At 62.6% G+C, this 14,223-nt stretch carries 13 protein-coding genes; 6 read left to right on the top strand and 7 right to left on the bottom strand.

All coding sequences use genetic code 11. The features are described 5' to 3' along the window. Nucleotides 1–11: 11 nt before the first annotated feature. The 3 genes from HCN50_RS18540 to lptF all read right to left on the bottom strand — a co-directional run bounded on the left by HCN50_RS18540 (nucleotide 12) and on the right by lptF (nucleotide 4,770). A complete protein-coding gene (locus HCN50_RS18540; RefSeq protein ID WP_171711097.1) occupies nucleotides 12–2,408 on the bottom strand; it encodes an LPS-assembly protein LptD in 2,397 nt (798 codons plus the stop codon). A 98-nt stretch (nucleotides 2,409–2,506) separates the two neighbouring features. Beyond that, a complete protein-coding gene (gene lptG / locus HCN50_RS18535; protein ID WP_171711096.1) occupies nucleotides 2,507–3,604 on the bottom strand; it encodes an LPS export ABC transporter permease LptG in 1,098 nt (365 codons plus the stop codon). After that, the gene (gene lptF, locus HCN50_RS18530) at nucleotides 3,601–4,770 is read right to left on the bottom strand and encodes an LPS export ABC transporter permease LptF (protein WP_171711439.1); all 1,170 of its coding nucleotides are present in this window, start codon (nucleotides 4,768–4,770) and stop codon (nucleotides 3,601–3,603) included. The genes lptG and lptF overlap by 4 nt, the downstream gene beginning before the upstream one ends. Before the next feature lie 324 nt (nucleotides 4,771–5,094). Between lptF and HCN50_RS18525 the strand changes: the two genes are divergently transcribed. The 3 genes from HCN50_RS18525 (at nucleotide 5,095) to HCN50_RS18515 (ending at nucleotide 7,766) form a co-directional block, all read left to right on the top strand. Further along, nucleotides 5,095–6,597, top strand: a complete 1,503-nt coding sequence (locus tag HCN50_RS18525) for a leucyl aminopeptidase (protein ID WP_171711095.1) — start codon at nucleotides 5,095–5,097, stop codon at nucleotides 6,595–6,597. 15 nt (nucleotides 6,598–6,612) lie between these two features. Continuing rightward, nucleotides 6,613–7,065: a DNA polymerase III subunit chi gene (locus tag HCN50_RS18520; protein ID WP_171711094.1), complete on the top strand. Its 453-nt coding sequence runs from the start codon at nucleotides 6,613–6,615 to the stop codon at nucleotides 7,063–7,065. 170 nt (nucleotides 7,066–7,235) lie between these two features. Further along, nucleotides 7,236–7,766: a hypothetical protein gene (locus HCN50_RS18515; protein ID WP_311968069.1), complete on the top strand. Its 531-nt coding sequence runs from the start codon at nucleotides 7,236–7,238 to the stop codon at nucleotides 7,764–7,766. A 16-nt stretch (nucleotides 7,767–7,782) separates the two neighbouring features. Here the strand turns inward: HCN50_RS18515 and HCN50_RS18510 are convergent, their stop codons facing one another. Continuing rightward, nucleotides 7,783–9,645: an ATP-binding cassette domain-containing protein gene (locus HCN50_RS18510; protein ID WP_171711093.1), complete on the bottom strand. Its 1,863-nt coding sequence runs from the start codon at nucleotides 9,643–9,645 to the stop codon at nucleotides 7,783–7,785. 466 nt (nucleotides 9,646–10,111) lie between these two features. After that, on the bottom strand, nucleotides 10,112–10,369 hold the full coding sequence (locus tag HCN50_RS18505) for a sulfur globule protein precursor (RefSeq protein ID WP_171711092.1): 258 nt from the start codon (nucleotides 10,367–10,369) through the stop codon (nucleotides 10,112–10,114). A 321-nt stretch (nucleotides 10,370–10,690) separates the two neighbouring features. On the opposite strand from HCN50_RS18505, the gene ndk reads away from it, so the two are divergent. Further along, nucleotides 10,691–11,113 carry a nucleoside-diphosphate kinase gene (ndk, locus tag HCN50_RS18500; RefSeq protein ID WP_171711091.1) on the top strand — a complete coding sequence of 141 codons (423 nt, stop codon included), beginning with the start codon at nucleotides 10,691–10,693 and terminating at the stop codon, nucleotides 11,111–11,113. 65 nt (nucleotides 11,114–11,178) lie between these two features. After that, nucleotides 11,179–12,015 (top strand): TerC family protein, encoded by an 837-nt coding sequence (locus HCN50_RS18495; RefSeq protein WP_171711090.1) that lies wholly within the window; start codon nucleotides 11,179–11,181, stop codon nucleotides 12,013–12,015. Between the two features lie 125 nt (nucleotides 12,016–12,140). Here the strand turns inward: HCN50_RS18495 and HCN50_RS18490 are convergent, their stop codons facing one another. Next, nucleotides 12,141–12,308 (bottom strand): hypothetical protein, encoded by a 168-nt coding sequence (locus tag HCN50_RS18490; RefSeq protein ID WP_171711089.1) that lies wholly within the window; start codon nucleotides 12,306–12,308, stop codon nucleotides 12,141–12,143. Continuing rightward, entirely contained in the window at nucleotides 12,308–13,228 is a 921-nt protein-coding gene (gene ligD, locus HCN50_RS18485; RefSeq protein WP_171711088.1) for a non-homologous end-joining DNA ligase, read from the bottom strand. The genes HCN50_RS18490 and ligD overlap by 1 nt, the downstream gene beginning before the upstream one ends. 106 nt (nucleotides 13,229–13,334) lie before the next feature. On the opposite strand from ligD, the gene HCN50_RS18480 reads away from it, so the two are divergent. Then, nucleotides 13,335–13,622: a hypothetical protein gene (locus HCN50_RS18480; protein WP_171711087.1), complete on the top strand. Its 288-nt coding sequence runs from the start codon at nucleotides 13,335–13,337 to the stop codon at nucleotides 13,620–13,622. Nucleotides 13,623–14,223: the final 601 nt, after the last annotated feature.

The following is a 14,223-nucleotide window of genomic DNA, read 5'->3' as shown; positions in this document are numbered from 1 at the left end:
CCTCGCATCAACTACTGAATGCCGCTGCTGCCGGCCGATGAGGACGTATTGGCAATGGTCCGCAGGCCGATCTGCACCATGAAAGCGTGGTTGAGCACCGGCGGCGTCGTCCCGGCCGAGTAGGTGTAGGACGTGACGTAGTTGGCGGCCAGCACGAAGCAGTCGTCCACATAACCCGCGCCGATGATGTACTGGTTCAGCTTGTTGGCTTCAAGGTCCCAGCGCGCCGCTCCGGACACGACCCAGTTCGACGCCAGCTTGATCGATGCGCTGCCGAGCAGGCCTTCGCGCCGGGTCAGGTATCCGAGTTCCGGCTGAGCGGCATAATTGCCGTACATCATGCTGACCGACCAGCGGTCGAACGAGGCGCGTCCCTCGGCTTCGAAGCGGTTGACGTTCAGCGTCGCCTCATCGATGCGCGAGCGCACGCTGAACGTATAGGTCCGGTTCGGCGAATAGTTGACGCGGGCGACATAGTCGGACCGGGTGTTCTGCAGGCCGGAATTGAGCGCGGTATTGGTCGCGTCCGCCACCGCGAACGAATTCAGACCGAATAGCTGGTAGGATTGGCCGAACAGCACGTTGACGCTGCCGCCGCGATCGAACTGCGTGGTCGCCTGCACGCCGACATTGGCGCGCCCGCCACCTTCGACACGGTCGTAGCCCGAGAACTTGTCGACCGCAAACAGGTTAGAGGCGTCGAACACCATACTTTGCGCGTCCTCGTTCGGCAGCCTGCCGGCATAGGTCTCGTTGGGACGCGCGATGATCTGCGCGATCGGCTCGATCGTGGTGGTGCCCCAGGGCTGAACGTTGATGAAGGGGTAGCGATATTCGAGGCCGACGGTCGGCATCAGGCGGACCGCCTGCGTGTCGCCGACCGGCAGGAAGTTCGAAACGCCGGGCTGGTTCGAGATCGAGGCGTCGATGGCGTCGGCGCGCATGATCGCAAACGGCGTCCAGATCTGGCCGATCGGATCGGTGTACGAGCGCCGCCACTGCGCTTCAGCCGTCAGCCGTGTATAGGTGCCGGGCATGCCGCGCAGCAGGCACTGCGAGGGGAGGCGGGCCAGCGGGTCGGCCGATGCGGTCAGGCACAGGCCATTGGTGTTGGCCAGCGTCGTGATCGGGTCGAAGGCCGCCGTCGTGCGCGACAGGCTGGTGAAGTTGGTCTTGTAGCTGACTTCGCCGCCGAGGATCGGGTGGTTGATGACGTTGTTGTAGTCGATCACCGGATGGATCACCGGCACCTTGTCCTGGCTTCCGGAGAAGGAGAGGTAATAGATCGTACGCGCGTCGAAGAAGCTGCGGTTGCCGACGCCGGTCAGATAGAGCTGCGAGATCGCTTCCGTCGGCAGGCTCAGGAACGAGCCCAGCGGATCGCGATATTGCGCCAGCCGGTAATCCGAGAAGAAGTAGTAGTCCGATAGCAGAACGCCGTCCCAGCCCCAGACCCATTTGTCGTTCAGGGCGAATTGGCCCTTTGTATCGATGCCGCCGCGGAAGTCGCGGTCACCCGGCTGCCCGGCAAACGCGCCGGGGTCGAGCTGGTTAATGCCGTAGGCGCGGATCTGATACGAGCCGTTGATCAGCCGCTGGCGGAATTCGCCCTGGAACAGCACGCCCTGCCTGGTCGTGAAGCGCGGATTGAAGGTCGCGTCATAGTCTGGCGCGATCGCCCAATAGAATGGAGTCTCGATGGCATAGCCGTAGGTCGAATTGGAGCTGAAGCCGGGCATCAGGAAGCCCGTCTTGCGCTTCACGGTCGGATCGGGCGTCGAGAAGTACGGCAGATACGCCATTGGCACGCCGAAGAATTCGAGCCGCGCGTTCTCGAAGTACAGCATCTTGTCGGTCTGGTCGTGGATGATGCGAGCACCCTTGACCTGCCACAGCGGCGGCTTTTTCGGATTGTCCTTGCACGGGGCGCAGGCGGTATACACGCCGTTCTCGAACACGGTGTAATTGCCGGCGGAACGGTCGGCGCGGGTCGCTGCCATTCGCGTGTCATCCGCCGTATCGACGCGCAGCGAGTCGACGAAGCCGTCTCGGTAGTCGTCGCTCAGGTCCATGATGTTGGCGTAGGTGACTTTGCCTTCCGCATCGGTCAGGCGGATGTTGCCTTCCGCATGCAGCCGCTTGGTCTTCTGGTCGTAAATGACCTTGTCGGCCTCCACGCTGGTGCCGTTGTAGAACATCTGCACGTTGCCGACTGCCGACACGCGCTGGTTGTTGTAGTCGTAGTCCACCTCTACCGCTTGCACGGTCATGCGGCCGTCATTGTTGACGGGCCGCGGCGGCGGCTTGGGCGGACGCGGGTTGTAGGTGAAGCTTTGCGCCGAGGCCGGTACGGTCAGGGCAAGCTCGATCGAGCCAGCCAGGACCAACCCGGCAAGCAGGGCAAACATAGGGACGCCAACGGCAGCCAAGCGGGCTCGATGGCGGCGCACATGGGTGCGCCACCTGAACGCAGGCGACCTCAACTGGCGGGCGGCGACAACGGCCACTACCCGTCCTCCTGGTACAACAAGGCCAAAAAGCCGGTGAGGCCGCCCACACAGACAGGCAACCACGCCGCAGCGATGGGATGCATCAACTCAGCCTTGCTCAAATCCTCAGTAACTTTCGATAGAACGTAGAGCAGAAACCCTGCGCCCACGCCACTTAAAACCATCTTCTGCACGCCGCCCATCCGGAAGAAGCGAAGGCTCACGGAAGCCGCCAACATCACCATTGCAGCCAGCAAAAATGGCTGTGCGATGAGCTTATGGTACTGCAGACGGTAACCGGCAGTCGCGAAGCCCGAACTTTCGGAAGAACGGATATAGCCAGGCAGTTGCCAAAAAGACACGGTTTCTGGGGTGGAGAAGCTGTTGCGGACCTGGGCCGGAGTGAGGGTGGTTGAGAGGTAATAGGTGTTTTGATCAACCGGAGGTTGATCAAGGGAGTACCTTCGTACCGATTTAAACGCCCAACGGCCTTCTTCCAGCGTGGCTTCACGGGCCTCGATTCGCTCCTTGAACTGGAGACCGGTGTCGAAGCGAAATACCGTCAGTCCGGTCAGCCGGACACCCTGCTGTTCGCTGCGCGCCGCGTTGATGATCGACTGGCCGTCGCTGTTGACCTGGTTGAGCCAGAAGCCGGATGCGTCCTGGATACCGCCGCCGGGCGCGGAGCCGAACAACTCCGCCTCCATTCGCTTGGACAGTTCGCGCAAATTCGCCGACATCGGGTTGTAGGCAACCGTTGCCAGGGTGCCGAGGATGATCGAGCTTGCCAGCGCCGGCGAGACGAACTGCCAGGCCGATACGCCGGCGGCACGGGCGACCACCAACTCAAGCCGCCGCGACAGCGCGAGATAGCAGGTCATCGCGCCGATCAGGACGCAGAATGGCATCAGCTTCTCGAGCAGTTGCGGCACCCGGTAGAGCGACGTCTGCGCCACCGTGATCGCCGACGCCGAGACGAGGCCGGAGGTCTTGCGAACCATTTCGATGTAGTCGACCAGCACGAGCAGCACGAAAATGCTCGCAAACACGCCCACCGCCGAGATCAGGAAGCGGCCGGCAAAGTATCGCCCGAGCGTGTTAGTCATCATGCTCATGCGGTGGCGGGCCGTCCAAAGAGCCGCGCAAGGCGCGCGTTCGACCTGTTGATCGCCTCCATCAGCGCGGGCGGCGGCTCCACCACGATGCCACTGATGATCATCCACAGCCCAACGGCGATCGCAGCGAACAGCATCGAATATTGAACGAGCGCCATGGCCGGCGTCTTCACCGTCATGACCGAGCAGGCGAATCCCGCCATGCGCAGCCCGAACACCGCCAGGATCGATCCGCCGATCGAGAAATTGCGGCTTTGGCGCGTGGTGCGCGGCGTGCCAAGGAAGGCGAAGGTCAGGACGGCAAACGCGAAAGGATAGACCGGCGCCAGGAAGCGGTCATGCAGCTCGGCGTTAAACTGCCCGGACAGTTGCTTGAAAACTGGGTCATCGTCCGCGGCGGAGATCAGCTCCCACAGATAGCGTTCGCGAATGCCGAGCGCGACGTCACGACCGCGATTGGAGAATTTCGACATGTCGAAGGCATAACGGCCGAATGCGACCAGCGCCGGATCGCGCTTTCCGGCCTCGAAGCGTTCGAGATTGCCGTCTTCCAGCACCAGATAGGAGCCACTCTCATTCTTCAGCACCGTGCCGTGGTCGGCAATGATGGTGATGCGCTCCTTGGGATCGCGGCGGTCGTCAACGAAAATGCCCTTGAGCACGCCGCCCGGCGCCCGCTCGCGGATCCGAATCGTCAGGTTCTGGTCGAGCTGGGCGAAACGGCCGGGTTGCAGGATGTTGGTCAGCACGTCGGCGGTGATCTCGGCGTCCCACTGCTTGATCCGGCGCATGCCGTCGGGGGCGAGATAGGAGCCGATGAAAGCAACCAGGAGCGCCACCACGCAGGTGGCGTAGAAGAACGGACGAAACAGCCGGAATGGCGAGAAGCCGGCGGCGTTCATCACGATGATTTCAGAATCGGTCGCCAGCTTGTTCAGCGTGTGAGAGACCGCGATCATCAGCGCGATTGGCGCGATGATCAGCACCAGCGCCGGAATCACCAGGCCGGTGATGCCGAGAAAGGTGATGATGGTCTGGCCCTGGCTGGTCATCAGGTCGATGCCGCGCAGCGCCTGCGTAATCCAGATCACGCCGGTGAGGCTGACCAGGACCAGTGCAAACGACGCCAGCGTCGTTCGGAAAATGTACCTGTCGATCGACCCCATCGTTACCGCGCGATCCACCCTTGCACGCCTGAAAGGCGGCTTCCGACCAACCCCTGCTCGGGGTTCCCCTTGGTCGGGCATTCTGACTACCATCCCCTTGATCCGTCAACAAAATGGCTGGGCCGTGGCGTCCCCTCGATACGGTTAATAATTCGTCCCATGTGGCGTTCCAGCCACGGCAGTGCTTGGCAGTGGCGCGGCTGGCAGGCCATAGTGCCGAAAACATCAGGGCCCCGAGCGATTTGGGCCGCGAGCGAAGAGAACATTCCATAATGCGGACCGATTCCGGACCCGCAAAGAGCCCCGAATTCTGGAGGATTACCTATGTCCGACGCCGTCAAGGTCGGCTTTGTCGCTTTTTCCGCAGCACCCCGCGGCGTTCTCGTGGTGTTTTGCGATGACGCATTGAAGTTCGGCGAGGCGACGCGGAAGGTGCTGGGGAAGGCCGCCGATACCGTCAAGCGGGCTGCGGCGGCCAATCAGTTCAAGGGCAAGAGCGGATCGACGCTCGATATTCCGGCGCCGGAGGGAATCAAGGCGGAACGGCTGATCGTGGTCGGCGTCGGCAAGGCGGCCGACATCAAGGAGAAGGATTTTCTAAAGTTCGGCGGCGTGACGGCAGGCAAGCTCAATGCCGCCAGCGAAGTGGTCACCGTCATCGCCGAACTGCCCGAGGCCGCGATGCAACCCGATGCCGCCGCTGCGATCGCCTGCGGCATCCGGCTACGCACCTACAAATTCGACCGCTACAAGACCAAGAAGAAGGACGGCGAGAACGGCGCGCTTCGCGCCGACGTTTCGATCGCCGTCGAGGATGTCGCCGCTGCGCGAAAAGCCTTCGCGCCGGCATCCCATGTCGTGGATGGCGTGATCATCGCGCGCGAACTGGTCAATGAGCCGCCGAATGTATTGTATCCGGTGGAATTCGCGCGCCGCGCGAGCCAGCTCAAGAAGCTCGGTGTCGATGTCGAGGTGCTCGACGTCAAGGCGATGAAGAAGCTCGGCATGGGCGCATTGCTCGGCGTCGCACAGGGCTCCACCCAACCGGGCCGCACCGTGATCATGCGCTGGAACGGCGGCAGGAAGAGCGATCAGCCGGTCGCTTTCGTCGGCAAGGGCGTCTGCTTCGATACCGGCGGCATCTCCATCAAGGGGGCCGCCAGCATGGAAGACATGAAGGGCGACATGGGCGGCGCTGCTTGCGTCGTGGGGCTGATGCACGCGCTGGCGGCGCGCAAAGCCAAGGTCAACGCGGTCGGTGCGATCGGCCTGGTCGAGAACATGCCCGACGGCAACGCGCAGCGGCCCGGCGATATCGTTACGTCGATGTCGGGGCAGACCATCGAGATCATCAACACCGATGCCGAGGGCCGGCTCGTGCTGGCCGACGTGCTCTGGTACGTCGCGAAGAAGTTCAAGCCCAAATTCATGGTCGATCTTGCGACGCTCACCGGCGCGATCATGGTCGCGCTGGGTACGGAATATTCCGGCATGTTTTCCAACAACGACGAACTGGCGGAACGGCTCGGCAAGATCGGAAATGAGACCGGCGAGCGCGTCTGGCGCATGCCGCTCGGTCCCGAATACGACAAGCTGATCGATTCGCAATTTGCCGACATGAAGAACACCGGCGGGCGGCACGGCGGCTCGATCACCGCCGCGCAATTCCTGCAGCGGTTCGTCGACAACACGCCCTGGGCGCATCTCGACGTCGCGGGGACGGCGATGGGCGCACCGAAAACCGACATCAACCAGAGTTGGGGATCAGGCTATGGTGTCCGTCTGCTGGACCGGCTGGTCGCGGAATATTACGAAGCCACGAAGTAAACCGGTTGCAGGCGGATGACGGAAGTCCTGTTCTATCATTTGCAGGGCATGTCGCTCGAAAGCGTATTGCCGTCGCTGTTGGAAAAATCGCTCGAGCGCGGCTGGCGTGTGGTCGTGCAATCGACCTCGCCGGAGCGCGCCGAGGCGCTCGATGCCCATTTGTGGACCTACAGCGACGATTCGTTTCTGCCGCACGCCACATGGCGCGCCGGCGATGCGCAGGACCAACCCATCATTCTCTCGATCGAGGCCGGAAACCCGAATCAGGCCAATGTCAGGTTCCTGATCGACAACGCAGCGTTACCGGCCGATTGCGACAGCTATGAGCGGGTGGTGCTGGTCTTCAACGGAGATGATGATGAGGCACTGACGGCTGCGCGTTGCGCCTGGGCCGATTGCAAGGCGCGGGGATTCGAGGTGACTTATTGGCAGGCCGATGAGCGGGGGCGGTGGCAGCGGCGGCAATAGCGATGCCTGGAAATTAGCGATGCCTGGAAATTAGCGATCCAAATTAGCGATCCCCGGGAATTAATGATAATTAGCGGTTTCTGCGCCGAGTCTTGCGGGCAGCCATGGTGGTGCCGCAAAGTGGTGTTGGGACAAGTGGTTACAGTCAAAAGCGGGAGCGTGGGTTTAGCGTGCGACGCGGAACGATCGATCGAAAGCCACTGCTGACGTTATTGTTGCTCGGGCCTGCGCTGGCGGGCTGTGCGGGCGGGGCGGACCTGCTGTCGAAGGATGCGGACTGGTTTCAGCGCTCGGGCCGCGTCTTTATCCGCAACGTCTCGATCGAAACGCCGCCGCTGACCCCGACTAAACCGGTCACGCCGGATGAACTCGTCGCTGCGGATGGCGCCTGTCCGGGCATGGGCGCGCCTGGTGCCAACGCGCTGGCGGACGGTGCCGCCGGCAGCCCGCCACCCTCGACGACTGGCACAGTGGCCCTTGGCCATACCGAATGCGACGTCGTACGCGGCATCGGCGCGCCCGATAATGTCAGCCTCTCCAACAACCCGCGCGGCGATCGCGTGGCAGTCGTCACCTATTCGCGCGGCCAGCGCGCCGGCATCTACACCTTCACCAGCGGACGCCTGACCTCGATCGAGCGTGGACCGGAGCCGGCGGCGCCGGCCAAGGGCGGCAAGCCGAAGCGGAAGCCGGCGGCGTAGCGCCGCATCGATCGGCTCAGCCCGCCGCTTCGTCAAATTCCGAACTGGCCTCCAGCCAATCTTCCTCCGCGCGCCGCAGCGCGGCTTCTGCGCTGGCGCGCGCTCTGCTGAGCTGGGCGGCCTGCTTGGGATCGCGCGTGAACAGATCGGGCAAAGCGAGGGCGGTGTCGATCTTGGCGATGATGCCGGTGATGCGCTCGACTTCGGCCTCCGCCTCGGCAATGCGCTGCTTGAGCGGCGTTCGCCTTTCGCCCCTCGTTCGCGCCGGCTTGGCGCTTTCCTTGATGCGATCGCCGCCGCGCTCGCGGGTATCGCCGATCGACAGCACCATCCGCCGGTATTCGTCGAGGTCGCCGTCGTAGGTCGTCACCGACTTGTTGGCGACCACCCACAATTGATCGGCACACGATTCGATCAAATAGCGGTCGTGCGAGACCATGATGACGGCGCCGGGAAAATCGTTGATCGCTTCCGCCAGCGCTGCGCGGCTGTCGATGTCGAGATGGTTGGTCGGCTCGTCGAGGATGATCATGTTCGGGCCGAAGAAGGTGGCGAGCCCGAGCAGCAGCCGCGCCTTCTCGCCGCCTGACAGGCTCCTGACCAGGGTGTCGCCGGCCTTGCCGGAAAAGCCGATCGCGCCGACACGGCCGCGCACCTTGGTCTCAGGCGCATCGGGCATCAGCCGGCGGACGTGATCGTAGGGCGACGCGTCGAGGTTGAGTTCGTCGACCTGATGCTGCGCGAAATAGCCGACCGAAAGCTTTTCCGCCCGCGTGATCCTGCCTGAGAATGGCTGCAGCTTGCCCGCCAACAGCTTGACCAGCGTCGACTTGCCGTTGCCGTTGGAGCCGAGCAGGGCGATGCGGTCGTCGGTATCGACACGCAGCGTGATGCGATTGAGCACCGGCTTTTTCGGATCGTAACCGACCGAGACGTCGTCGACGGCGATGATCGGCGGCGACAGCAATTTCTCCGGCGCAGGAAAGGTGATCTCACGCACATCCTGCGTCACCAGCGCGGTGACCGGCTTCATCCGTTCCAGCATCTTGACGCGTGACTGGGCCTGTCGGGCCTTCGAGGCCTTTGCCTTGAAGCGGTCGACGAAGGCCTGCAGCCGCTTGCGCTCGTCGGCCTGGCGCCTGGCGTGCTTGGCGTCCAGCATCTCGCGCATGGCGCGCTGTTCCTCGAACGAGGAGTAGGTTCCCTTGTAGAGCGTCAGCTTGCCGCGATCGAGATGCAGGATCTGGTCGACCGAGGTGTCAAGCAGGTCGCGGTCATGGCTGATGACGATGACGGTGCGTGGATAGTTGGCCAGGTGGTCTTCCAGCCATAGCGTACCTTCGAGGTCGAGATAGTTGGTCGGCTCGTCCAGCAGCAAGAGATCGGGCGCCGAAAACAACGTTGCCGCCAGCGCCACCCGCATGCGCCAGCCGCCGGAAAATTCCGAGCAGGGTCGCGCCTGGTCCGCAGTGGAAAATCCGAGGCCGCTCAGGATGGCGGCGGCGCGCGCCGGCGCCGAATGCGCGTCGATGTCGACCAGCCGGGTCTGGATTTCAGCGATGCGGTGCGGATCGGTGGCGGTTTCGGATTCACGAAGCAGCACGTCGCGCTCGGAATCGGCCTTCAGCACGACATTGATGAGGCTCTCCGGACCGTCCGGCGCCTCCTGCGCCAGACTGCCGATACGCCAGCGCGGCGGTAGCGTAATGCTGCCGGACTCAAGCGGCAGATCGCCCCGGATTGCGTGAAACAGCGTCGATTTGCCGACGCCGTTGCGGCCGACGAAGCCGACGCGCGCGCCCGGCGCGATCTGCACCGTACTGTTGTCGATCAGGAGCCGGCCGGCAATCCGGATCGAAATGTCCGTGATGGAAAGCATGCGGCGTTGTCACCGGAGCCGCAGCCAAACGCAACCTCTATATCGGTAAAATCGGCGCCCCGACGGCACTCAATGCACGTCACTGTCGTGGCGGCGCAATTCTTCTAAGAGCTCTCGTAAGCGTGGAGACAGTTCGGCTTCGGGGCGGAAGCTCTGTTGTAGCCGTTCGCCGATGGCGTCGCAGATTGACACGCATGTCTTGTGGTCGATTTGTTCGAAGTCACGGCTGATTCGGACATCCATCGGCGGTTTCTCGGCGAGTTCCACCTCGCAGCGCTGGCAAGGCTTGAATGTGAATATTTGATGGATCAAGTCGCGGCGGCGAAATTGGTTTCCCGCGCAAGGAACGTGTGCGTTCGTTTGCAACTGCGCGAATCACGGCTGCAAATTCTGTTCCGCATAAGGCGCATAAAAAACGCCCCGGCACGGGGCCGGGGCTTCAAGTCAAGGGGAAGCTCACATCAGATCAGTAGCAGCGGTTCACCAACCGCCAACGTGGACCCCAAGGGGTCGGAACCAAGCGCCGCACATAGCAGCCGCCGTATCCGCCAAAGTAGGCTGGGCCGCCGATCACGACGCGAGGGCCCCAGCCCCAGCCGTGATGGTGATGATGCCAGCCGTGATGATGCCAGCCGCCGCCCCAGGCCGAGGCCGATGTCGGCGCCAGTGCGGCCGCTCCCAGCGCGGCCGCAGCCGCTGCAACGAGTGAGAATTTGCGTAACATGATCGTCTCCTCAAGGTTCGGCGCGAGTCTACGCGCCATCGGTGAGATCGCCTCCCGTAACGCCCCGGGCCGCGGATGCGTGCCCGGCGTCCGATCGTCGGAAAGTCTAGCTGTGCAAAGCTGAATGGCGGCGTGACGAAGATTACAGAATGGGTTCACCTCCGTGAAATTGCTGTAATCTTAGCGCCACGGAGGCGTGTGCCGGGTGAAAACACGCCCAAAAGGGGTGGCAGCCGCGTCACCGGGTCGCTTGCCGTCATGGGATGGCACCGATATAAGCCCCGCAACTCTCCCACCCGGCGTTTTGCAAGGACGTAAACAATGGCGATTGAACGCACTTTCTCGATCATCAAACCGGACGCGACCGCGCGCAATCTGACCGGCGCGGTCAACGCGCTGATCGAGAAGGCTGGCCTACGGATCGTGGCCCAGAAGCGCATTCGCATGACCCGGGAGCAGGCGGAAACCTTCTACGCCGTTCACAAGGCGCGTCCGTTCTTCGGCGAACTGGTCGACTTCATGACCTCGGGCCCGGTCGTGGTGCAGGTGCTGGAAGGCGAGGGTGCTATCGCCAAATATCGCGACGTGATGGGCGCCACCGATCCCTCGAAGGCGGCGGAAGGCACGATCCGCAAGATTCATGCGAAGTCGATCGGTGAGAATTCGGTGCACGGTTCGGATGCGCCGGAGACCGCGGCGGTCGAAATCGCGCAGTTCTTCTCAGGTAATGAGATCGTCGGCTGATTGATTGGTGGAGCGGCAGGCAATAGCCGCGCGCAACGGCCGCAGGGCCGTGGGGGAGAAACGTTGTGAACTGGCTGTTGCAAATTTTTGATCCGGCGGTGATCTCGGCATTCTTTGTCCAGTTCCAGACCGAGGTGCAGCAACCCGCTTTCTGGGTAGCGCTCGGCAAGATCATGTGGATCAACATCCTGCTGTCGGGCGACAACGCGCTGGTCATCGCGATGGCCTGCCGAGGATTGCCGCCGCGCCAGCGATTCTGGGGCATGATCCTGGGCGCCGGCGTCGCCGTCCTGCTGCGCATTATCTTCACGGGGATCGTGGTGACCTTGATGGCGCTGCCATACCTCAAGCTGGTCGGCGGACTGGCGCTGCTGGTGATCGCGGCAAAGCTCCTGGTACCGGAACACGAGGATGAGAGCGACACGGAAGCGGCCGCGCATCTGTGGGCCGCGGTGCAGATCGTGGCGATCGCCGACATCGTGATGAGCCTCGACAACGTCATCGCGGTCGCCGCGGCCGCCAATGGCAGCATTCCGCTGCTCGTCATCGGCCTTGCCATCAGCGTTCCCCTGATCGTCGCGGGAGCGGCGCTGATCATGGCGTTGCTGACGCGCATTCCCGCGCTGGTGTGGGCCGGCGCGGGTCTGTTGGGCTGGATCGCCGGCGAGGTCATGGCAACCGACCCGGCGGTGCAACCGTATCTGCATGCGTTTTTCAACGGTCCGGCGGGCGTTGGCCTCGATGGCGTCCTCAAATCGCTCGGTATGCCGCCGCAGTTCGCCAATGGCGGACATGGCGGTGAGGTGATCCTCGGAATCATCGGCATCGTCGTGGTGCTGATCGCGGGATCGGTCTGGCGGAAGCGCAAGCTGCAGGGCGCCGAGCACTCCGCCACGGCATAGGCGGATACGATTTTCAAGTAGCAGCGCGGGCCAGCCGCCCGCGTTGTTGCGGTCATGCGGACGGCGGTTCTCACCCGCCGCGGAGCTTTCTCATTCGAAGTCGCGGCCGGTATGGCAGAGAATGCTCAGTTCGCTTGCCATCGCCGTACCGCCTCGTTGACCTTGTCACGGTCGTGCCGCTCGTGCGGAGCTAGCCGCATGACGGGCGTGTGGATCGCCGCCGGGATTGTGAGCATGCTCTCCGGCAGCTTCTCCGCCCATTCCCACCATTGATCGAACGCGTCCTTCGACATCACAGGTCTTCCCGCAAGCCCTTGAAGAACGGATGTCGGATTTTGCCCTCCGCCGATTTGGCGCGGTATTCGATTTCCGCCAGCAGTTCTGGTTCGACCCAGATGCCCTTATGCGCGATCCTCTTGCTGTAAGGCTGAGTCTTGCGGATCAAAGGCGTCAGCCGCTTGCGAAGCTCAGTGGACGATTTCTTGTCGAACCCATGGTCGCACTTGCCGGCATAGATGAGGTCGTTGCCCTTGTGACGGCCGAGATAGATGCCGTCCCATTTGTTGCCGTCGAGCGCGAAGCCCGCGATGGTCAGCGTCTCGCGTTGCGCGCAGGTCTTCTTGACCCAATCGTTGACGCGGCCGGAGACGTAGCGGCTGTCACGCACCTTGGAGATGACACCTTCGAGGCCGACCTTGCAGGCATGCGCGTACATCTCGCTGCCGTCGATCTCAAAACTTTCGCTGAACTGGACGTCGGTGGCGTCAATGGTTTTTTTCAGCAGCGCCTTGCGCTCCTGTAACGGCACCGTCCGCAGATCGTAGCCATTGAGGTAAAGCAGGTCGAAGGCAACCAGCACGATCCGGTTTGATTTGCCCTTCAGTTCGTTCTGCAGCACGGAAAAATCGGTCGTGCCGTCTTTGGACGGAACGACCACTTCGCCATCGATGATCGCGCTTCCGGCGGCGATATGCCAGGCGTCGTCGGCGATTTTGCGAAATCGCCTGGTCCAGTCGTTGCCGCGGCGGGTGAAGACCTTGACGGCGCCGTTGGTGAGATGGACTTGCACCCGGTAACCGTCGAACTTGATCTCGTGAATCCAGCGCTTCCCAGTTGGCACCCTCTCGATCGAAGAGGCTAACGCCGGTTCGATGAAGCCGGGGTAGTAGGCCTTGATCCCGATCGCCGCCGGCTTGCTACGCTGAAACGCCACAATCGAACTCCACGCCCAATATACGGATTCAAATCGATTAAAAACCGTTGGTTCATTTAAATTGCCACTTTTTCCTGACCTGCTCCGGGCTGGAATTCAGCTCAGAATGGCCGTGACCGGTGGCGCCATGCAGGACGTGAGCAGGCGGCTGGAAAAAGGGCTGCGTATCGGCGCGAAGAACTGCGTGTTGATCGGCAAACTGGCGACAGATGCCACACAAGCGCGAAATCATCTCACCGTGCTCAACGGCGAGGTCGCACAGGTGATTGCCGAAAGGCACTCAAGGGGCGAGGCACGCGTGGGTCTTCCCGGAGGTGGAACCGGGAACTCCGGGTTTGCGCGTAAGCCGTGCCTCGAACAGAACGAGGCCCGCCTGGGAGTCCGGACCTCGTGACCTCAAGGGCCCGCTGCTTCGGGCTCGGTGTGACAACAAACTAAGGGAGACCCGCTGGCTCCAGGTTGATCTTGCTCAATCGAGGTGTCTTCCGGTCAAGTTGGCGCGTGCGGTCCTGGCGATGCAAGCCACGCTTGAATATGCACGGCCGTCTCGGCCTGCCGGGCTTTCCTGATCAGCCGTTCCCGCGCCAGTCCCGGCGGGGTGCCTCGCGCTTCCTTTCGAAGGCGCTTCGCCTCTTCGGTCAATCGCTGGGCTAGTGAAGTCGTTTGTTTGAAACGGCGACGCGGTTGCACGCGCTGTTCCTTTCCCTTCGGAAGGCGGGAGCGCAACTGGCGTTCTCGTCACCGATAACTGCCGGACTACCTTGCGGTGATGTTCGCAAGCTTACGCTACCTTACCGCCGCTGTCGGTCCACTAGTGCACAATCGGCAAATAGGGACGGGCTGTAGGAACGGCCTTGGCTGGAGGCCGTTAGCAGGTTGTGCCGACCGGAGCCGCCCGTCGGCACGGCTTCAAGAGGGGCCCCAGCTTTTCCCCCGGGCTGGGGCCGTCCTCATGGTGGGATCTGTCGCTGCGCCCACCGGAAGCCAGTGCAAGA

Source organism: Bradyrhizobium archetypum (assembly GCF_013114835.1).
Classification (GTDB): domain Bacteria; phylum Pseudomonadota; class Alphaproteobacteria; order Rhizobiales; family Xanthobacteraceae; genus Bradyrhizobium; species Bradyrhizobium archetypum.
The sequence above is the reverse complement of the archived record's forward strand: the minus strand, read 5'-3'. Positions and strand labels throughout refer to the sequence as shown.